This window comes from Streptomyces sp. NPDC018019, assembly GCF_044327805.1.
Taxonomy (GTDB): domain Bacteria; phylum Actinomycetota; class Actinomycetes; order Streptomycetales; family Streptomycetaceae; genus Streptomyces.
The window spans coordinates 276,267-296,774 of record NZ_JBIRGD010000003.1 but is presented as its reverse complement, the minus strand read 5'-3'; the positions used below and the strand labels follow the sequence as shown (position 1 = coordinate 296,774).

The window sequence follows — 20,508 nt, the reverse complement described above, 5'->3', positions numbered from 1 at the left end:
GGGGGCGGGCGGCGGTGGGCCGGTGTTGCGAGGAGGAGGGCGGCGTTCCCGTACGGCGACGGGGTGCGGCAGGTGGCGGTACGCCGGTGCGTCGCGGTCCCGGGCGCGGGCCCGGGACGACAACGGCAGGTGCGGAGCCGGTCGGCGCGCCCCCGCGCGCCACTGAGGACAGACCTCTGGCCCCGTACGGATCCGGCAAGCGCTTCCAGAAACCTCTGCGGCCGTACGGACACGGCAGCGCTTCCACTGACCTCCGGCCGTACGGACACGGCAATCGCGCCCGCACGGCCGCTCGAACGTGTGACGGTCAGGCCCCGGAGGGCCCCCGCGGCGGACTGACGGTCGTCCGCGTGGACCTGCGCTGCGAGGAGGTCCGCACGATCAAATCCGTCGGTATCACCTGCTCGACCGGCCGCCCGCTGTCCAGCCCTTCGATGGCGTCGATGAGGAGCTGGACGACTGCGGTGCCGATCCGACGGGGCTTGAGGGAGAGGGTGGTGATCGGCGGCTCGGTCGTGGCGTAGACCGTGGATTCGCTGCAGCAGACCAGCAGCAGGTCCTCCGGGACGCGCAGCCCGTAGCGTCTGGCCGCCGCGAGCAGGTCGGTGCCGTTCGGGTCGAACAGGCCGTACACCGCGTCCGGGCGGTCCGGGCGGGCCAGCAGCCGGTCGGCGGCCACCGCGCCCGCGCACGGGTCGTGGGCGGGGTAGGACTCGTACACCGGGTCCTGGCCGACCCGCTCGCACCAGCGCAGGTACGCGGTGGTGGAGAGCCGGGTGTAGGTGTCGGTGGTGGTGCCGGTGAGCAGGCCGATGCGGCGGGCGCCGGCGTCGGCGAGGTGGTCGAGGAGGCCCAGGACGGCCGCCTCGTGGTCGTTGTCCACCCAGCCCATCACGGGGAGGGTGCCGCCGGGGCGGCCGTCGGAGACGACGGGGATGCCGTGCCGGACGAGCTCGGTGACGACGGGGTCGCCGTCGGCCGGATCGATGACGACGGTGCCGTCCAGGGCGACGTTCGACCAGACGTCGTGGCGGGAGGTCGCGGGCAGGATGACGAGGGCGTACCCGCGGGCGAGCGCCGCCGAGGTGGCGGCTCTGGCCATCTCCGCGAAGTACGCGAATTCGGTGAAGGTGAAAGGTTCATCCCCGTACGTGGTGACGGTCAGGCCGATGAGCCCTGACTTGCCGGTACGGAGCGTGCGGGCGGCGGCGGAAGGGCGGTAGCCCAACCGGTCGGCCACCTCGCGGACGTGGCGACGGGTGGCATCCGGAAGCCGGCCCTTGCCGTTGAGCGCGTCGGAGACAGTCGTGATGGATACCCCGGCTGCGGCGGCCACGTCCCGGATGCCTGCCCGCCCCAGCCGGCGACCGGTAGACCGGCTCACCTGGTGCTTCCCTGCTGCTGTCATGGCGAGCCGATAGTAGGGCTCGGGCGGTCCTTTCGCGGGGCGCTGCGTGCAGGAGTGGAAAGGCACGTTTCTGCATGGAGATGAGGTCTGAATTCCCTGGGAAATGAAGGGCGTTGTCGCCGTCCACCAGCGTCTGGTTGACCTTCGCCGGGAGTCGCCTGCCGATTGGTCCAGGTCTCGAAGAGGTCTCAAGTCACCTTCACGAGGGATGCGCGCCACGGCGCGAGCCACCGGCGCGTAACGCAGCGAGGAGCGCTCCCCAGGCCCTGTGCGGCCGGGCCGGAGGTGATGGGTGATCTTGCGGCGGGGCGGTGACGGGAACGGCCGGTCACCTGGCGGCGACCGGCCGGACCATGATCGGCGACGAGCGGCCCCTCGTGCGCGAGCCGTCCGGCATGTGGTCGGCGGCCGGTCCCCGCCCGGCTCGTACGATCGCTCCGGCGTGAGCTCGCCACCTGCCCCGCCCCGGCAACGCCTTCCGTTCCGCGCCGGCAACGTCCTCCGCTCCGCCGCGGCATCGCCCCTGTTCCGCCCCGGTATCGCCTCCTCCGTATCGGCGAGGGCCTACGCCTGACGGGGCAATCCTCATAAGGTGTGCAGTATTGGCGACGGACGGCACGGTCGAGGAGGAACCTGCGGTGAGCGAGAAGAGCCCGAAGCTGCGCGCTGCGCTGGACGGCATCCCCACCTACAAGCCCGGCAAGCCGGCTGCGACGGGCGGACCCGTCACGTACAAGCTGTCCTCCAACGAGAATCCCTATCCGCCGCTGCCCGGCGTCCTGGAGAGTGCGGTGGCCGCCGCCGGGGCGTTCAACCGTTACCCGGACATGGCCTGTACGGGGCTGATGGCCGAGCTGTCGGCGCACTTCTCGGTGCCCGTCGAGCACCTGGCGACGGGCACCGGCTCGGTGGGCGTGGCCCAGCAGCTGGTGCAGTCGACGGCCGGGCCCGGCGACGAGGTGATCTACGCGTGGCGGTCCTTCGAGGCCTACCCGATCGTCACCCAGGTCGCCGGGGCCACCTCCGTCCAGGTGCCGCTGACCTCCGGTGAAGTGCACGACCTGGACGCCATGTACGCGGCGATAACCGACCGCACCCGGCTGATCTTCGTCTGCAACCCCAACAACCCCACCGGCACCGTTGTCCGCCGGACGGAGCTGGAGGCGTTCCTGGACCGGGTGCCGAGCGACATCCTGATCGTCCTGGACGAGGCGTACCAGGAGTTCAACCGCGACGCGGACGTGCCGAACGGCCTGGACCTGTACCGGGACCGCCCCAACGTCTGCGTACTGCGGACGTTCTCCAAGGCGTACGGGCTCGCCGGGCTGCGGATCGGCTTCGCGGTGGCCCACGAGCCGGTGGCGGCGGCGCTGCGCAAGACGGCCGTGCCGTTCGGGGTGAGCCAGCTCGCGCAGGAGGCCGCGGTGGCGTCGCTGCGCAGCGAGGGCGCGCTGATGGAGCGGGTGGACGCGCTGGTCGCGGAGCGGACCCGGGTCTGCGAGGCGCTGACCGCGCAGGGCTGGACGGTGCCCGAGACCCACGCGAACTTCGTCTGGCTGCGGCTCGGCGACCGTACGCTCGACTTCGCGGCGGCGTGCGAGAAGGCCGGCGTGGTGGTGCGCCCCTTCCCGGGCGAGGGCGTGCGGGTGACGATCGGCGAGACGGCGGCGATGGACCTGTTCCTGCAGGCGGCCGAGCAGTTCCGCAAGGAGCTGTGATCAGAACGGGCGGATCCGCCCGGTGACCGTGCAGCGGCGGGACCGGCTCGATCACGTTCGATCGAGCCGGTGAACGCGCTCAGCCCGGCTGAGCGGATCACACGCGCTCGACACGCAAGGGATCGCCGTCCCGCACCGTCTCCAGCGCGCGCGGATCGCCGTCGAGGCGGCCGAGCACATTGCAGGGGGCGGCCAGTCGGGACTCCCTCCCCCTCGATATGGGGGTGGGGCCGTAGGGCAGCGCCAGCGCGCTGCCCTCGGTCCAGAAGGCAACGGTGCCCGGTTCGACGACCTGTCGTGCGTCGTCCTCCAGGGCGAGGGTGAGCCCGGTGTCGAAGTAGACCTCTTCGCCCCAGGTGCGGGCGGTGGCGACCAGCGGCAGGGCGGCGGCGAGCGCGGTGGCGGACGGGGTGCCGCCGAGGACGGCGGTCAGGTGGCCGGCCGGCCATGAGAGGCGGATGCGTATCTCCATGGCGCCGAATTCAACAACTTGTTGAAGCGTGCGGGAAGGGGGCCCGCACGCTTTTTCCGTGCGTGACCGTAGTCACGCACCCCCGGTCAAGAGCGGGATCCGGACATGAGTAATAATTGCTTGTGAATGTGAACGCGTTCACAAGCGCCCTTTATGTCCCGCTTCAATCGGTACAAACGGGGCAAAGGAGCCGTGGTCAGCACACGGCAGCCGTAGTCAGCACACGGCGACCTAAGGAGAGACTCGACGTGGACCTGGCGTTGGCGCCAGAGACCCTGGCGCGATGGCAATTCGGCATCACGACCGTCTACCACTTCCTGTTCGTGCCCTTGACGATCTCCCTCGCCGCCCTGGTGGCCGGGCTGGAGACCGCCTGGGTACGGACGGGCAAGGAGAAGTACCTCAAGGCCACCAAGTTCTGGGGCAAGCTCTTCCTGATCAACATCGCGATGGGTGTCGTCACCGGCATCGTGCAGGAGTTCCAGTTCGGCATGAACTGGTCCGACTACTCGCGCTTCGTCGGTGACGTCTTCGGCGCCCCGCTCGCGTTCGAGGCCCTCATCGCGTTCTTCTTCGAATCCACCTTCATCGGGCTGTGGATCTTCGGCTGGGACAAGCTGCCCAAGAAGATCCACTGCTTCTGCATGTGGATGGTCTCGATCGGCACGATCCTGTCGGCGTACTTCATCCTCGCCGCCAACTCGTGGATGCAGCACCCGGTCGGCTACAAGTACAACGCCGCCACCGGCCGTGCCGAGCTGACCGACTTCTGGAAGGTGCTGACCCAGGACACCACGCTCGTCGTCGTCTTCCACACGCTGACCGCCGCGTTCCTGACCGGCGCCGCGTTCATGGTCGGCATCGCCGCGTACCACCTGATGCGCAAGAAGCACGTCAAGGTGATGCGTACCTCGCTGCGGCTCGGCCTGATCACCCTGGTCATCGCCGGCGCGCTCACCGCGCTCAGCGGCGACCAGCTCGGCAAGGTCATGTTCCGGCAGCAGCCGATGAAGATGGCCGCCGCCGAGGCGCTGTGGGACAAGGAGGCGCCCGCCCCGTTCTCCGTCTTCGCCTACGGGGACGTGGACAAGGGGCACAACAAGGTCGCCATCGAGATTCCCGGCCTGCTGTCCTTCCTCGCCCACGACGACTTCTCCTCGCCGGTCCCCGGCATCAACGACGTCAACAAGTCCGAGCAGCAGAAGTACGGGCCCGGTGACTACCGGCCCAACATCCCCGTCGCCTACTGGGGCTTCCGCTGGATGATCGGCTTCGGCATGGCCTCGTTCGCCATCGGCCTGGCCGGCCTCTGGCTCACCCGCAAGAAGTTCTGGCTGGCCCCGGGCCTGCGTACGGGGGACGAGGAACCACCCCACCTGGCCCTCACCAAGAACAAGGTGCTCGGCACCCGGTTGACCAAGGCGTACTGGTCGCTGGCCTTCGTCACCCTCGGCTTCCCGCTCATCGCCAACTCCTGGGGCTGGATCTTCACCGAGATGGGCCGCCAGCCCTGGGTCGTCTACGGCGTCCTGAAGACGTCCTCCGCGGTCTCCCCCGGCGTCTCGCAGGGCGAGGTGCTCACGTCGATGACGATCTTCACGCTGCTGTACGCGGTCCTCGCGGTCGTCGAGGTCCGCCTGCTGGTCAAGTACGTCAAGGCCGGGCCGCCGGAGCTGACGGACGACGACCTCAACCCGCCCACCAAGATCGGCGGCGACCACACGGACGCCGACCGGCCGATGGCCTTCTCGTACTAGGAGGCGACCGTGGAACTGCATGACATCTGGTTCGTACTCATCGCCGTGCTGTGGACCGGGTACTTCTTCCTCGAAGGATTCGACTTCGGCATCGGCGTCCTGACCAAGCTGCTCGCCCGCGACCGCGGGGAACGGCGGGTCCTGATCAACACGATCGGCCCGGTCTGGGACGGCAACGAGGTGTGGCTGCTCAGCGCGGCCGGCGCGACCTTCGCCGCCTTCCCCGAGTGGTACGCCACCCTCTTCTCCGGCTTCTACCTGCCTCTGCTGGTCATCCTGCTCTGCCTGATCGTGCGCGGGGTCGCGTTCGAGTACCGCGCCAAGCGGAACGAGGAGCGCTGGCAGCGCAACTGGGAGCACGCGATCTTCTGGTGTTCGCTGCTGCCCGCGTTCCTGTGGGGCGTGGCCTTCGGCAACATCGTGCGCGGGGTGCGGATCGACGCGCACAAGGAGTACGTCGGCAGCGTCGTGGACCTGCTGAACCCGTACGCCCTGCTCGGCGGCCTGGTCACGCTCAGCCTGTTCACCTTCCACGGCGCGGTGTTCGCCTCGCTCAAGACGCTGGGGGACATCCGGGAGCGGGCCCGCCGCACGGCCACCGTGCTCGGTCTGGTCACCGTGGTGCTCGCGGCCGGCTTCCTGGGCTGGACCCAGCTCGACAAGGGCGACACCAGCAGCCTGATCGCGTTGATCGTCGTGGTGCTGGCGCTGGCCGCGGGACTGGTGATGAACCGGCTCGGGCGGGAGGGCTGGTCGTTCGCGTTCTCCGGCGTCGCCATCGTGGCCACGGTCGCGATGCTGTTCCTGACGCTCTTCCCGAACGTGATGCCGTCCTCGCTGAACGAGAGCTGGAGCCTCACGGTCAGCAACGCCTCGTCCAGTGCGTACACGCTGAAGATCATGACGTGGTGTGCCGGTATCGCCACCCCGATCGTCCTGCTGTACCAGGGCTGGACCTACTGGGTCTTCCGCAAGCGGATCGGTACGCAGCACATCGCCGACGCCCACTAGGGCGGCTCCACCCGGTGGGGCCCCGGCCGGGGCCCCACTGATCAACTTCCGCCGAGGAAGGGCTGTTTCACGTGAAACCGGTCGACCCGCGCCTGCTTCGTTACGCCCGTGCCACCCGCTTCTTCCTCGCCGCCGTCGTGGTGCTCGGACTGGCCGGCGCCGGCCTGGTCATCGGTCAGGCCATGCTCATCGCCGAAGTCGTCGTCGGCGCCTTCCAGCACGACCTCGGACTCGGCGACCTGGGCACACCGGTGCTGCTGCTCGCGCTGGTCTCCGTCGGCCGGGGCCTGGTGTCCTGGCTGACCGAGCTGGCCGCGCACCGGGCGAGCGCGGCGGTCAAGTCCGAGCTGCGTACGCGGCTGCTGACACAGGCTGCCGCCGGTCTCGGCCCGGGATGGCTGAGCACCCAGCGTTCCGGCGAGCTGACCACCCTCGCCACCCGCGGCATCGATGCCCTCGACGACTACTTCGCGCGCTATCTGCCGCAACTGGGCCTGGCGGTCGTCGTCCCCGTCGCGGTGCTGGCGCGCATCGTCACCGGCGACTGGATCTCGGCCGCGACGATCGTCGTGACACTGCCGCTGATCCCGCTGTTCATGATCCTCATCGGCTGGACCACCCAGAAGCGCATGGAACGCCAGTGGCAGCTGCTGGCACGGCTGTCGGGACACTTCCTGGACGTCGTCGCCGGGCTGCCCACGCTGAAGGTCTTCGGCCGGGCCAAGGCGCAGGCGGCGTCCATCCGCGCCATCACCGGCGCCTACCGCAGGGCCACGCTGCGCACCCTGCGGATCGCCTTCCTGTCCTCCTTCGCCCTGGAACTGCTCGCCACGCTCTCGGTCGCGCTCGTCGCGGTCGGCATCGGCATGCGGCTCGTCCACGGCGACCTGGACCTCTACACGGGCCTGCTGGTGCTGATCCTGGCCCCCGAGGCGTATCTGCCGCTGCGGCAGGTCGGTGCGCAGTACCACGCCGCGGCGGAGGGGCTGGCGGCGGCCGAGGAGATCTTCGCGGTGCTGGAGACACCGCCGCGTACGACGGGGAACGAACCGGCCCCCGAGAGCACGGACCTGTCCGTCGAGGGACTGGTCGTACGCCACCCGGGCCGCCCCGATCCCTCCTTGCCCGAGACCTCGTTCGAGGTGGCGCCGGGTGAGACGGTGGCGCTCGTCGGACCCTCCGGGGCGGGCAAGTCGACCTTGCTCAACGTCCTGCTCGGCTTCACGGCGCCCGCGGCCGGACGGGTGCGGGTCGGCGGCCGGGACCTGGCCGGCATCGATCCGGAGGACTGGCGGCGGCGGATCGCCTGGGTGGCCCAGCGCCCGTACCTCTTCGCGGGCACCATCGCCGAGAACGTACGGCTGGCCCGTCCCGACGCCGACGACGCGGCGGTCCGCGCCGCGCTCCACAACGCCGGCGCGCTGGACTTCGTCTCCGCACTGCCCGACGGGGCGGAGACCCAGCTCGGCGAGGGCGGTTCCGGTCTGTCGGCGGGCCAGCGCCAACGCCTGGCCCTGGCCCGCGCGTTCCTCGCCGACCGCCCTGTCCTGCTGCTCGACGAGCCGACCGCGAACCTGGACGGCGAGACGGAGGCCGGCATCGTCGAGGCGGTACGCCGCCTGGCGGCCGGGCGGACGGTGCTGCTGGTCGTCCACCGGCCGGCGCTGCTGGCGGTGGCGGACCGGGTGGTGCGGCTGGCCCCGCCGGTCGGCGCGGGAAGTGCCGCCGCGGCGGGGCCGGTGCCGGAAGGCGCCGTGCAAGCCGGGAGCGGGGGCGTGCCGGCCGTACAGGCGGATGCGGCGGCAGCCGTACGGGACGGTGTTGCCTCGACCGGACCGGTTGATGGACCGGAGGCCGGGCCGGCTGATGGGCCGGACGCCGTGTCGGACGAGGAGCCGGGCGTCGTGCCCGGCAGCCGGGGCTCCGCGTTGGCGCGGCTCCGGGGGCTGGCGCGGGCCCGGTGGGGCCGGCTCGGACTGGCGCTGCTGCTGGGCAGTCTGGCGCTGGGCAGCGCCGTGGGCCTCATGGCCACGTCCGGGTGGCTCATCTCCCGGGCGGCGGAGCACCCGCCGGTGCTGTACCTGATGGTGGCGGTCACCGCGACCCGGGCCTTCGGCATCGGCCGGGCGGTGTTCCGGTACGCGGAGCGACTGGTGGCGCACGACGCCGTGTTCCGGATGCTCGCGGACGTCCGGGTGGCCGTCTTCCGGCGCCTTGAGCGGCTGGCACCTGCGGGGCTGCGGCGACGCAGCCGCGGTGACCTGCTGTCGCGGCTGGTGGCGGATGTCGACGCCGTGCAGGACTACTTCCTGCGGTGGCTGCTGCCGGTCGGGGCGGCCGTGGTGGTCGGCCTGGGCTCCGTCGGTTTCACCGCCTGGCTGCTGCCGGAGGCGGGCGCCGTCCTCGCCGCCGGGCTGCTGCTGGCGGGCGTGGGGGTGCCGGCGCTCTCCGCCGTACTGGCCCGGCGTGCCGAGCGGCAGCTGGCCCCCGCGCGGGGTGTGCTCTCCGCCCACGTCGTCGATCTGCTCACCGGGGCGGCCGAACTGACGGTGTCGGGTGCGCTCGCCTCCCGTGTCGACCGGACTCGGCGGGCCGACCACGACTTGACCCGGATCGCGTCCCGCTCGGCGGCCGCGGCCGGTGCCGGTGCCGGGCTGTCGGCGCTGGTGTGCGGCCTGACGGTGGCCGCAGCGGCTGTCGTCGGCGTCCAGGCCGTGCACGCCGGACGGCTGACGGGCGTGTGCCTGGCGGTGGTGGTGCTCGTTCCGCTGGCCGCGTTCGAAGCCGTCGCGGGACTGCCGCTCGCCGTGCAGTACCGGCAGCGCACGCGCCGGGCGGCCGAGCGGGTCTTCGAGGTGCTGGACGCTCCGGAACCGGTCCGCGAACCGGCCGGGGCGGCGGTCGCGGAGGTGCCGGACACGCCGTTCCCGCTGGTGGTGGCGGATCTGACGGCCCGCTACCCGGGTCAGCGGGTGCCCGCGCTGGACGGTGTCGGGTTCACCCTGACCGCCGGGCGGCGCCTGGCGGTGGTCGGCCCGTCCGGCTCCGGGAAGACGACGCTCGCCCAGGTGCTGCTGCGCTTCATGGACCGCGCGTCGGGTGCGTACACGCTGAACGGTGTGGATGCCGCGGCAGCGGACGGCGACGGCGTGCGGCGGCAGGTCGGGCTGTGTGCGCAGGATGCCCACATCTTCGACAGCTCCGTACGGGAGAACTTGCGGCTCGCCCGCACCGACGCGGACGAGGACGCACTGTGGGCCGCGCTCGCGCAGGCGCGGCTGGACGGCTGGGTGCGGTCGCTGCCCGAAGGGCTGGACACGATGGTCGGCGAACACGGTGCGCGGCTCTCCGGCGGCCAGCGGCAACGCCTGGCGCTGGCGCGCGCGCTGCTCGCCGACTTCCCCGTCCTGGTGCTGGACGAACCCGCCGAACACCTCGACCTGGCCACGGCGGACGCGCTGACCGCGGACCTGCTGGCCGCGACCGAGGGGCGGACGACCGTGCTGATCACGCACCGGCTGGAGGGGCTGGCCGCGGTCGACGAGGTGCTGGTCCTGGGCGAGGGCCGGCCCGTCCAGCGCGGTACGTACGCGGAGCTGGCGGCGGCCGACGGTCCGTTCCGGCGCATGCTGGAGCGCGAGCGGGCGGTGGGCGCGCGGTCCGTGGAGGAGCACGCGGCGGACGGCTGCCTGGCGGGCGTGGGAGCGGGACGGTGAACGGGCCGGGCGGGCCGGTCCGGTGAACGGCTGAAGAACGACGGGTGCGGGTGACCGCTGCGTACCGTTGCGGCGGACGCCCGGACCGGGGTGACGTGGCAGCCCGGGGCGGTCCGGGGTGGTCCGGTCCGGCGTCCGAATTGCCGTATAGAAGGCATTCAGCAGAAAAAGTGGCCATTAGGCTCGTCCCATGGCAGTCACGACAGGACCCTCAGACCCCATGGGCACCGGGGCGCGTACCGGTGGCGGCGCGTCCGCCGCCGCGTCCGACCCCATGGAGGCGGCCACCGAGGCGACCCGCAGCCTCCAGGGCCTGTCGACCGAGCTGACCGCGCGCGTTCCGCAGCTGCTGGAGGCGATGCGTACCGTCGGCGCCGGTCTCGACCTGCACATCACGCTGGACCGGATCGTGGAGACCGCGGCCGAGCTGGCCGACGCCCGCTACGCCGCGATCGGGATCATCGACGAGTCGCGCGAGGGCCTGTCGGACTTCGTGACGTACGGGGTCACCGCCGAGGACCGGGCGCGGATCGGTGCACTGCCGGACGGGCACAAGGGCCTGCTCGGCGCGCTCATCCACGACCCGAAGGCGCTGCGGCTGGCCGATCTGACCCAGGACGTGCGGTCGGCGGGCTTCCCACCGGGCCATCCGCCGATGCGGACGTTCCTCGGGGTGCCGATCCGCGTCCAGGGGGAGATCTTCGGAAACCTCTACCTGACCGAGAAGCGCGGCGGCGGCGAGTTCAGCGAGGGCGACCTGCACATGGTGCGGGTGCTCGCCACCGAGGCGGGCATCGCGATCGGCAACGCGCGGATGTACGCGGCGACCCGGCAGCGCGAACGGTGGATCGACGGCTCGGTCGCGGTGACCACCGCGCTGCTGGCCGGCAGCGACGTGGACGACGCGCTCGCGGTCGTCGCGGAACAGGCCCGCAAGCTCGCGGAGTCCGCGGCCGGAATCGTCCTGCTGCCCACGGACGACGGCGGGCTGGAGATCGTCGCGGCGTCGGCCGACGACCCCACCGGCCTCATCGGCACCCACATGCCGCCCGAGAGCCCGGTGGCCGCGCAACTGCTCGCCGGTGAGCCGGTCTTCGTCGAGGACTCGGCCACCGACCCCCGCATGGTCACGGATGTCGCGCCGCGCTTCGGCCCCAGCATGATGCTGCCCCTCAAGAGCGGCGGCCGGGTGCTGGGCACACTGGCGACACCGCGGGACCGCGGCGCGCGGCCCTTCAGCACCGCCGAACGGACGCTGGCCACCCAGTTCGCGGCGCAGGCCGCCCTGGCGCTCGTGCTGGCCGACGCCCAGCGCGACCGCGAACGGCTGGCCGTCTACGAGGACCGCGACCGGATCGCCCGCGATCTGCACGACCTTGTCATCCAGCGACTGTTCGCGACCGGGATGATGCTGGAAAGTGCCCAACGCCGGTCCGTCGTCCCCGAGGTGCAGGAGGGCATCGGCAAGGCCGTCGACGAACTCGACGTCACCATCCAGGAGATCCGCACCGCGATCTTCGCGCTGCAACAGGGACCGGCCGAGGCGCCGTCCGGCCTGCGGACCCGGGTCCTGCGGGAGATCGGCACGGCCGCCGTACCGCTCGGCTTCCAGCCGTCCGCCACCTTCGTCGGTCCGGTGGACGCCCGTGTCGGCGAGCTGACCGGCAAGAACCTGATCGCCGCGCTGCGCGAGGCGCTGTCCAACGCCTTCCGGCACGCCGACGCCTCGCGCATCGAGGTCGTCGTCGATTCGACGGTCACGCTGCCGGACGGCCGGGACGGCGTACGGCTGACGGTCGCCGACGACGGTGTGGGCATCCCGGACGGCGGCCGGCGCAGCGGCCTGCGCAACCTCGCCAAGCGCGCCGAGTCGCTGGGCGGGTCCAGCACGTACGGGCCGGGGCTGGGCGAGGACGGGGGCGGGACGATGGTGTCCTGGGAAGCGCCGCTCTGAGGGGCGGGTGGCCGGACGGGCGGGTCCGGGCTGCGTAGTGAGGGGCGTGGGGCGGGAGGCGTCCGAGCGGTTCGGGTTCTGCTCGCGCGGTCCGAAGCCGGGCTTCCGGACGCGGTACGTCCATATGCTTCAGCCGGTGGCGGTGCGTCCATACGGTTCAGCCGGTATTCGAGTGATCTGTCGTGGTTGCTGGACCGGCTGATTCCGGCCATTCCGCGGGTGCCGGGTTGCTCCGTTCGGCGCGTTGCGAGCGGGCTGGGAGAAACGTTTCCGTGACGGTGGATGTGATGCGGGCAATTATCTGCCCATGTGTCCAGGTATGCCGGATTGGTTGCGCAAGATGGTCCGGGGGCGGCAGGGCCCCGGCCGGCGTGCCGGCGCGCGGGCCGCACGACCGGCTCACCGGCGCCGCGGAGCCGTGCTGCGCACCACACGGATGACATTGACGCTGGTGGTGGCGTTGTCGGCGACGGCCGGGACAGCGCCGGTCGCCACCGGAGCGGCCACCGCCGGGCCCCCGGCCGCCGTATCGGCCGCTGCCGAACCGGGTGCCGTCGAGCACTTACCGCCGCTCCCCGCCCCCCTTCGGCCCTCTGGGGCGCGTGACCAGGGCCTGGACCGGCTGGCCGCCGCGAGCCTTGAAGTGATCCGGCTGGGCCGGGACGCGAGCCGGGCCGGCCGGTCGTACGCGGCGACCCTGCGCGCGGCACGGATCGGCCACGCCCGGATCACCCGGCTGCGTACGGCGCTGCAACGGGAACGGCGCAGGTCGGCCGAGCTGCGCCGACTGGCGGGGCGGATCGCCGCCGCGCAGTACCGCTCGGGCCGCCGGCTCCCGCTCGCGCTGAGTGCCCGGCCGCACGGCCGCCCTGAAGCGGTGCTGAGCGCCTACCGGGACGCCGCGGGCCGCCAGCGCCTCCTGGCCGCGCAGACGCGGGACGCGCTGCGGACAAGCCGCTCCCTGGCGGTGGACAGCGTGGCCGCCGACGCCCGCACCGCCGCACTCGACGCCCGCCGGGCCCGGCTCGACGCGGAGCGCCGACGCATCAGCCGCCGCCTGGGCGTGGCCCGCGGGCTGCTGCACGAAGTGTCCCGGCAGGCGGCCCGGAGCGGCCGGTGCGGCGGGTTGCCGGGCGCGGTGACCGCGGCGGCGAAACGTTCCGCTCCGGGGCCACCACCGGCGCCGGTGCCCGACGGGAGGTGGACCCGGCCGGTGGAGCGCTACCGGCTGTCCGCCGGTTTCGGCGGCTCGGGCCGCCACTGGGCGCACGCCCATACGGGCCAGGACTTCGCGGTGCCGGTCGGTACGCCCGTACGGTCCGTGGGCCGGGGCCGGGTCACCAGCCTCACCTGCGGCGACAGCTTCGGGATCAGCATGGTCGTCCAGCATGGTGCCGGAACGTTTTCGCAGTACGCGCACCTGTCGGCGGCGGTCGTCCACCCGGGACAGCAGGTACGGGCGGGCCAGCAGATCGCGCTGTCGGGGTCGACCGGCAATTCCACCGGGCCGCATCTGCACTTCGAGGTGCGCCGCACGCCGCAGATGGGGACGGGGGTCGATCCGGTGCCGTGGCTGGTGCGGCACGGGGTGCGGCTGTGACGGGCGGGGCAGTGCCGGCCGACTGCCCGGCGGGGCTCGCCCGACCGGGGCTCTTTCGTCCGTCCGGGGCCTTCCGCCCGGCTCGGACCAGGCCCCGGCCGGGCAAGACCCGGGCCGCAGCGGTCAGCGGTCAGCGGTCTTCGAGGATGCGCTCGATGACGGCCGCGACGCCGTCCTCGTTGTTCCCGTACGTGTGCAGGTGGGTCGCCGCGAGCACGTCGGGGTGGGCGTTGGCCATGGCGTACGCGGTGCCGGCCCAGGCCAGCATTTCGAGGTCGTTGGGCATGTCACCGAAGGCGACGACCTGGTCCGGATCGATGCCGCGCTGGGCACAGCAGCGCGCCAGAGTGCCGGCCTTGCTCACGCCCAGCCCGCTGATCTCCAGGAGCGCGGTCGGGCTGGACCGGGTGAAGGAGGCGTACGCGCCCGCCCGCGCGCGGGCCAGGTCCAGGAAGGCGTCCGGATCCAGGTCGGGGTGGTGGGCGAGGAGCTTCAGTACGGGCTGGTCGGCGCCGATGTCCTCGGAGGCCGGTGGGGGCCCGGCGTCCTCACCGGACCGTGCGACGTCCCCGGCCTCCGGGCTCTCGACGTACCGTGCGTTCTCCCCGGAACGCGTGGCCTCCCGGTCCAGAGGGGACCGGACCTCCTCCGGGCTCTGCTCGGCGAGGAGCTTTTCCGCGGGGGCGATGACGGCGGCCGGGTCGAGGTGGAAGGGCGGGTACTCAGGCTCGTAGTTGATGCCGCCGGTCCGCTCGACCGCGAACGAGGTGCCGGGAGCGGCGGCACGCAGCGCGTGCACCACCGCGAGCGCTTCGGGCCGCTCCAGCGGACTGATCTCCACGATGCGGCGCCCCCGGTGGAGATCGACGACGGCCGCCCCGTTCGCGCAGATGGCCAGGCCGTGCCCGTGTACGTGATCGCTGACCACGTCCATCCAGCGGGCCGGCCGCCCGGTCACGAAGAAGACCTCGATGCCCGCCCGCTCGGCCGCGGCCAGCGCGGCGATCGTCCGACCGGATACCGTCTTGTCGTCACGCAGCAACGTGCCGTCGAGATCCGTGGCAATCAGCCGGATCGTTTTTTCGACGGGCCGGGGAGCCGGTGTCGGCTCGGCGGAGGCATCAGTCACGGAGTCCATCTTCGCGCATATGCGCGCACAGGCGTGCGGCGGGTCGCGCGCATGAGCCGTGCAGAGGGGACCAGGCCCGCGTCCGAGCCCGGGCGTGCCCGCCCCGCGCGTTGGAGCGCCATCCGGCTCGCAGGGCCGTTCGTGTGCCGCCTTAGGCTCGTACGCATGCGACTGAGCACCGTGATCCTCCCCGTCCGCCGCTGGTCCGAAGGTGGCCGGGAGGTGTGGCAGCGCGCCGAGGAACTGGGCTTCCACACCGCGTACACCTACGACCACCTGTCCTGGCGGAGCTTTCGCGACGGTCCGTGGTTCGGCGCGGTGCCGACGCTGACCGCGGCCGCCGCCGCGACGTCCCGGATGCGTCTGGGCACGCTCGTGACCTCCCCGAACTTCCGGCACCCGGTGACCCTCGCCAAGGAACTGATCTCGCTCGACGACATCAGCGACGGGCGGATCACCCTGGGCATCGGCGCCGGCGGCTCCGGGTTCGACGCCACCGCACTCGGCCAGGAGCCGTGGACGCCCCGCGAACGGGCCGACCACTTCGGCGAGTTCGTGCCGCTGCTGGACCGGCTGCTGACCAACGACGTGGTCTCCTACGAGGGCGTGCACTACCGCGCCCACGAGGTGCGCAACATCCCCGGCTGTGTGCAGCGGCCCCGATTGCCGTTCGCGGTCGCGGCGACCGGGCCACGCGGGATGAAGCTGGCGGCCGGGTACGGGCAGGCGTGGGTGACGACCGGCGACCCGAAGGTCTCCGCGACCGGCACCGCGGCCGACTCGCTGCAGGCGGTACGCGGGCAGGTCGGACGTCTGGGGAAGGCGTGTGCCGAGGCCGGGCGGGATGCCGGGCAGCTGACGAAGATCATGCTCACCGGATTCTCGCCGGACCGCCCGCTCGATTCCGTGGACGCCTTCGTGGACTTCGCCGGCGCACACGCCGAGGCGGGCATCGACGAGATCGTGCTGCACTGGCCGATCGCTGGCTCGATCTTCGAGGCCGACCTCGCGGTGTTCGAGCGGATCGCCACGGAGGGGCTCGCACAGCTCGGCCGGAACGCCGCGGAGGGGACGGTGCAGGCCCAGCGGTAGGGGGCCGCTCCAGCGACGGAGGTGCTGGTACGGCAGTCCTCCAGCCCGCCGATCCCCCGCCCCGCCGCATCCATGGCCTGCGCTTTACGCCGTAAAAAGCCGGCAAGAGGGAGAATCGGGTCAGAGGCACCTGCGCGGTTCCTCGGGTGAGCTCTACGGACTCTGCGGTTTGGAGGACTGAGAGGCATGGCACGAACCCGATTCGCCCCCGACCGCGGCCTGACCTCCCGCATGGTCACGACAATGTTCTTCATCGGCCTGCTGTACGTGGTCGTGGTGGGTGCGCTGGTGGTGCTCCTCAAGGGCGCGTGGATGGTGGTGCTGCTCATCTCGGGCGCCATGTTCATCGCGCAGTTCTGGTTCAGCGACCGGATCGCGGCCTTCAGCATGGGCGCACGCGAGGTCTCCCCCGAGCAGGCGCCCGAACTGCACGGCGCCGTCGACCGGCTGTGTGCGCTGGCCGACATGCCCAAGCCGCGCGTGGCGGTCGCCGAGTCGGACGTACCGAACGCCTTCGCGACCGGCCGCAACCAGAAGAACGCGATGGTGTGCGCGACGACCGGCCTGCTGCGGCGGCTGGAGCCGGAGGAGCTGGAAGGCGTCCTCGCACACGAGCTGTCGCACGTCGCGCACCGCGATGTCGCGGTCATGACGATCGCGTCGTTCCTGGGCGTCCTGGCCGGGATCATCACGCGGGCGGCCCTGTGGAGCGGCGTCGGCCGCAACAACCGTGACAACAACGCGGCGATCGCCGTACTGGTCGTCACCCTGGTCAGCGCCGTCGTCTACGCCGTCAGCTTCCTGCTGACCCGGCTGCTGTCGCGCTACCGCGAGCTGTCCGCCGACCGGGCCGCCGCGCTCCTGACCGGGCGGCCGTCCGCGCTGGCCGCCGCGCTGACCAAGGTCACCGGGCAGATGGCGCGCATCCCGACGCGGGACCTGCGCAAGGCCGAACCGTTCAACGCGTTCTTCTTCGTGCCGGCGTTCTCCAAGGAGAGCTTCGGACAGCTGCTGTCCTCTCACCCGACGCTGGAACAGCGGCTGGAGCAGCTGGGACGGATCTCGGCCCAGCTGGGGCGGCCGTGACACGAGTGATCAAGGAGAGTGCACCGCATGGGTTTCCTGGATGCCATCCTCGGACGCAGCAAGCCGGTACGCCCCGATCTCGACCGGCTCTTCGCGCTCCCGGCCGCGGCCGTCACCCTCCAGGCCGCGGCCGGCTTCCGGCCCACCGGCCTCGGCTCGGTGTGCTTCGCGAGTGTCGAGGGCGGCGCGTTCCGCGGCATCCAGGAGGAGGTACGCGGCCTCCTGGGCAGCCCGGCCGAGTTCAGCCAGGACGGGTACGGCTACACCTGGATGCTCGCGCGGCACCCCACCGACGACACCGCGGCCCTGGTGAACGACCTGCACGCGGTCAACAGCTCCCTGGAGGGCGCGGGTTTCGGCCCCCAACTGCTGTGTTCCCTGATGGGCTTCCGCGACGACCGGGAACGTTCCCTCGCGCTGGTCTACCTCTACAAGCGCGGCACGTTCTACCCCTTCGCCCCGCAAACCGGTCCGGACGGTGCGACGACCGAGAAGCGGGACAACGCCCTGGAACTGGAGATCCGCGCGCTGCTCGCCGACGATCTGCAGATCGAGCCGGATCTGAGCCGGTGGTTCCCGGTGTGGGGCGCGCCGGGGCTGTAGGCGCGGCGCGCCCGGCCTGTTCGAGCCCGAGCGGGACCGGCTGCGGATGGCGCCGGAGACGCTGGCCGACGTGTTCCTGGCGCTGAGCCGGGCGACGGCATCGGGCGAAGGGAGCGCTCCGCAGGGGAAAGATGCTGTTGCGGCCGGGAGTTGGTGGACCTCTTCTTGTACGGAGTGTTCGACGGGGAGCGCGGGGAGCGCGAGGGCTGAGGGCGGGAACGGGCTGAGCCGAAGGCCGTGACGGCCCTCAACGCCTCTCCGTGGCCGCCTTCACCGGCTCTTGTCCCGGCTACTCCTGCTGCCTATCCCTTTTCCTCTGCCTTCTCTTCCTGCTCCAGGACCGCCTCCCGGGCCCGGCGTGCCCGGTCCGAATTGATCTCGTCGGCGGCCCACTTGGCCCAGTCCTCCATCATGGCGGTCTGCCGCAGGCCGAATTCCAGGGCGATCCGCCCGTACACGGCGACCATTTCCTGGTCCCAGTGGCCGCTGTCGGCGATCTCCTGGTAGACGGCGTGTGCGCGGGCCGCCCGCTCGGCCTGTTGCAGGAGGAACGTGCGGGCTTCCAGTGGCGTGAGGACGCCGAGGAAGAAGACGCGCAGCAAGCCGTCGTGGCGCTGCGGGCCGACGGGTTCCACCTCGATCAGCCAGCGTTGCAGTTCGGCCCGGCCCGCCTTGGTGATGGCGTATTCCTTGCGGCCGCGGGGCCCGTGCGACACCACCTCGATGAGCTGTGCCTCGGTGAGTTTGTTCAGCTCGCCGTAGACCTGACTCTGGGTGGCCGGCCAGACGTGCGCGAGCGACGCGTCGAACGTCTTCATCAAGTCGTACCCGCTGGCGGGTGCTTCGGCCAGCAGGCCCAGAACGGCATGGCGGAGGCTCATGGTCATCACTTTACCTTCCAGTCTTGACACGTCAACGACGGACCTTCTACCTTCGACATGTCGAAGTTGGAATGTCGATGACGGGGGAGACGAGCGTCATGACGTACTTGCGGGGATTCGTCCCGTGGATCGCTTACGGAGCCGTGGCCTGGGTGTCATGGCAGTGGGGTGCGCTGGCGGCGCTGCTGATCGGTGTCGTCCTGCTCTATCTGGACCGCGCCGAGGGGTTGTCCCCCTCGCTCCGGATCCTTGAGTACGGCACTCTCGCGTTCTTCGCGGGTGTCACCGCGCTCGCGTTCCTGCGCCCGGACAGCGGACTGCGGGCTTACGACGGCGCTCTGTCCTCGGGCTGGCTGGCGTTGATCACGTGGGGCTCGATGGCGGTCCGCCACCCGTTCACCCTCGCCATAGCCCGCCACAAGGCCCCGCCCGAGGTCTGGAAGACCTCGCTCTTCCTGCGGATCAACTATGTGCTCAGTGCGGCGTGGGCGGCGTCCTTCACGCTCGCCGCGATGGGGCAGGTCCTGGTCACGGCCTACGGGCTGGGGCCGGCCGCTCTGATCGCCGTCCACGTCGCCGCCTTCGTCATCCCGCTGCGTTTCACCGCCACCTACCCGGAGCGCGCCCGAGCGCGCTTCTTGGAGAAGGTCGGCGAACGCTCCTACGTTCAGGAGGCTCGTCCCGCATGACAACGACAGACGCTCCCGGCTCCGCTGCCGAGCCGGCCCCCCACCTCGCGGGCAACTTCGCCCCGGTGACGGAGGAGCTGACCGCGTACGAACTGCCCGTCACCGGCGCGATCCCACCCGAGCTGACCGGCTGGTACCTGCGCAACGGCCCCAACCCGCGCGATGCGGCTTCGGCGCACTGGTTCTTCGGTGACGGCATGGTGCACGGCGTCCGGCTGGAGGGCGGCAAGGCCGTCTCGTACCGCAACCGCTGGGTGCGCACGGTGACCTTCACCGACGGCATACGGCCCGGTGACGAGCGAGGCGCCCACGGCCTGGCCGCCGGTGTCGCCAACACCCACGTGGTCCGTCACGCCGGCCGCACCTTCGCCCTGGTCGAGTCGTCCTACCCGTACGAGATCGACTGCCGGCCGGGGCACGAGCTGGAAACCGTCGGGCCGTACGACTTCGACGGCCGGCTGGCCACGGCCATGACGGCGCACCCGAAGACCTGCCCCACCACGGGCGAACTGCACTTCTTCGGTTACGCCGCCAAAGCCTCGCCCTACCTGACCTATCACCGCGCCGACGCCTCCGGGGCCTTGGTGGTGAGTCGCCCCATCGACGTGCCGGCGCCCACGATGATGCACGACTTCCACCTGACGGCTGAGCACGTCGTCTTCATGGACCTGCCGATGGTCTTCGACCACCGGGCGGCGGGCATGCCGTTCGTGTGGGACCCGGAGTACGGCGCCCGGCTCGGTGTCCTCCGGCGCGACGATCCGTACGGCGCGGTCCGCTGGTTCCCCATCGACCCCTGCTACGTGTTCCACTCGCTCAACGCGTTCGACGACGGGCAAGGGCGCATCGTGCTCCATGTGTCCCGCTACCCGACGTTCGCGTTCGGGTCGCAGCCCACCCTCTGGAAGTGGACCATCGACCTCGCCTCGGGCCGGGTCGCCGAGGAGCAAGTGGACGACCAGGTGGGCGAGTTCCCGCGCATCGACGACCGGATGGCGGGGCTGGACGCCCGGTTCGGGCACATCACGCGGGCCGCAGGCCCCGGTGAGGGCCCCCTTCCGGGCGCACTGATCCGCTACGACCTGCACGCCGGCACCAGTACCCGGCACGACTTCGGGCCCGGCCGCACTCCGGCCGAGGCGTCCTTCGCCCCGGCGGACGACCGGCCGGACGGGCCGGGCTGGCTGCTCACGTACGTCTACGACGCCGCCACGGACACCAGCGATCTGGTCATCCTCGACGCGGAGGACATATCCAAGGCCCCGGTGGCCACGATCCATCTGCCGCAGCGGGTGCCCTACGGCTTCCACGGGAACTGGCTGCCGGACCCGGAGCCCGGCCAGTAAGGGGAGATGTGGGGTCGCCCCTGGTCCCCCGAGTGCACGCGACCGA

General features: G+C 71.6%; 15 protein-coding genes. 11 read left to right on the top strand and 4 right to left on the bottom strand.

Features of this window, described 5'->3' with window-relative positions; translation table 11 throughout:
- Positions 1-307 precede the first annotated feature (307 nt).
- Positions 308-1,408, bottom strand: coding sequence for a LacI family DNA-binding transcriptional regulator (locus ACH4FX_RS07230; protein WP_030178622.1), 1,101 nt, complete (start codon positions 1,406-1,408; stop codon positions 308-310).
- Between the two features lie 638 nt (positions 1,409-2,046).
- On the opposite strand from ACH4FX_RS07230, the gene hisC reads away from it, so the two are divergent.
- Complete coding sequence (gene hisC / locus ACH4FX_RS07225) at positions 2,047-3,126, top strand: histidinol-phosphate transaminase (RefSeq protein WP_398476022.1); 1,080 nt, start codon at positions 2,047-2,049, stop codon at positions 3,124-3,126.
- Positions 3,127-3,223: 97 nt separating this feature from the next.
- Here hisC and ACH4FX_RS07220 read toward each other — a convergent pair whose 3' ends face one another.
- Positions 3,224-3,598 (bottom strand): cyclophilin-like fold protein, encoded by a 375-nt coding sequence (locus ACH4FX_RS07220; protein ID WP_398476020.1) that lies wholly within the window; start codon positions 3,596-3,598, stop codon positions 3,224-3,226.
- Between the two features lie 248 nt (positions 3,599-3,846).
- Between ACH4FX_RS07220 and ACH4FX_RS07215 the strand changes: the two genes are divergently transcribed.
- From ACH4FX_RS07215 to ACH4FX_RS07195, 5 genes are all read left to right on the top strand, one after another.
- Positions 3,847-5,355: a cytochrome ubiquinol oxidase subunit I gene (locus ACH4FX_RS07215; protein ID WP_398476018.1), complete on the top strand. Its 1,509-nt coding sequence runs from the start codon at positions 3,847-3,849 to the stop codon at positions 5,353-5,355.
- 9 nt (positions 5,356-5,364) lie between these two features.
- A complete protein-coding gene (gene cydB, locus ACH4FX_RS07210) occupies positions 5,365-6,366 on the top strand; it encodes a cytochrome d ubiquinol oxidase subunit II (RefSeq protein WP_398476016.1) in 1,002 nt (333 codons plus the stop codon).
- A gap of 71 nt (positions 6,367-6,437) precedes the next feature.
- A complete protein-coding gene (cydD, locus tag ACH4FX_RS07205) occupies positions 6,438-10,082 on the top strand; it encodes a thiol reductant ABC exporter subunit CydD (protein WP_398476014.1) in 3,645 nt (1,214 codons plus the stop codon).
- Between the two features lie 274 nt (positions 10,083-10,356).
- Entirely contained in the window at positions 10,357-12,036 is a 1,680-nt protein-coding gene (locus ACH4FX_RS07200; protein WP_398476411.1) for a GAF domain-containing protein, read from the top strand.
- A gap of 418 nt (positions 12,037-12,454) precedes the next feature.
- Positions 12,455-13,636 carry a peptidoglycan DD-metalloendopeptidase family protein gene (locus ACH4FX_RS07195; RefSeq protein WP_398476012.1) on the top strand — a complete coding sequence of 394 codons (1,182 nt, stop codon included), beginning with the start codon at positions 12,455-12,457 and terminating at the stop codon, positions 13,634-13,636.
- A gap of 130 nt (positions 13,637-13,766) precedes the next feature.
- Here ACH4FX_RS07195 and ACH4FX_RS07190 read toward each other — a convergent pair whose 3' ends face one another.
- Positions 13,767-14,774, bottom strand: coding sequence for an HAD hydrolase family protein (locus tag ACH4FX_RS07190; protein WP_398476010.1), 1,008 nt, complete (start codon positions 14,772-14,774; stop codon positions 13,767-13,769).
- A 156-nt stretch (positions 14,775-14,930) separates the two neighbouring features.
- On the opposite strand from ACH4FX_RS07190, the gene ACH4FX_RS07185 reads away from it, so the two are divergent.
- From ACH4FX_RS07185 to ACH4FX_RS07175, 3 genes are all read left to right on the top strand, one after another.
- Complete coding sequence (locus tag ACH4FX_RS07185; RefSeq protein WP_398476008.1) at positions 14,931-15,857, top strand: LLM class flavin-dependent oxidoreductase; 927 nt, start codon at positions 14,931-14,933, stop codon at positions 15,855-15,857.
- Positions 15,858-16,043: 186 nt separating this feature from the next.
- Entirely contained in the window at positions 16,044-16,943 is a 900-nt protein-coding gene (gene htpX, locus ACH4FX_RS07180) for a zinc metalloprotease HtpX (protein WP_398476006.1), read from the top strand.
- Positions 16,944-16,970: 27 nt separating this feature from the next.
- Positions 16,971-17,546 carry a hypothetical protein gene (locus ACH4FX_RS07175; RefSeq protein WP_398476004.1) on the top strand — a complete coding sequence of 192 codons (576 nt, stop codon included), beginning with the start codon at positions 16,971-16,973 and terminating at the stop codon, positions 17,544-17,546.
- A gap of 302 nt (positions 17,547-17,848) precedes the next feature.
- Here ACH4FX_RS07175 and ACH4FX_RS07170 read toward each other — a convergent pair whose 3' ends face one another.
- On the bottom strand, positions 17,849-18,427 hold the full coding sequence (locus tag ACH4FX_RS07170; RefSeq protein WP_398476003.1) for a PadR family transcriptional regulator: 579 nt from the start codon (positions 18,425-18,427) through the stop codon (positions 17,849-17,851).
- A 98-nt stretch (positions 18,428-18,525) separates the two neighbouring features.
- Between ACH4FX_RS07170 and ACH4FX_RS07165 the strand changes: the two genes are divergently transcribed.
- Entirely contained in the window at positions 18,526-19,116 is a 591-nt protein-coding gene (locus tag ACH4FX_RS07165) for a hypothetical protein (RefSeq protein ID WP_398476001.1), read from the top strand.
- Positions 19,113-20,462, top strand: a complete 1,350-nt coding sequence (locus ACH4FX_RS07160) for a carotenoid oxygenase family protein (protein WP_398475999.1) — start codon at positions 19,113-19,115, stop codon at positions 20,460-20,462. The genes ACH4FX_RS07165 and ACH4FX_RS07160 overlap by 4 nt, the downstream gene beginning before the upstream one ends.
- The last annotated feature ends 46 nt before the right edge of the window (positions 20,463-20,508 follow it).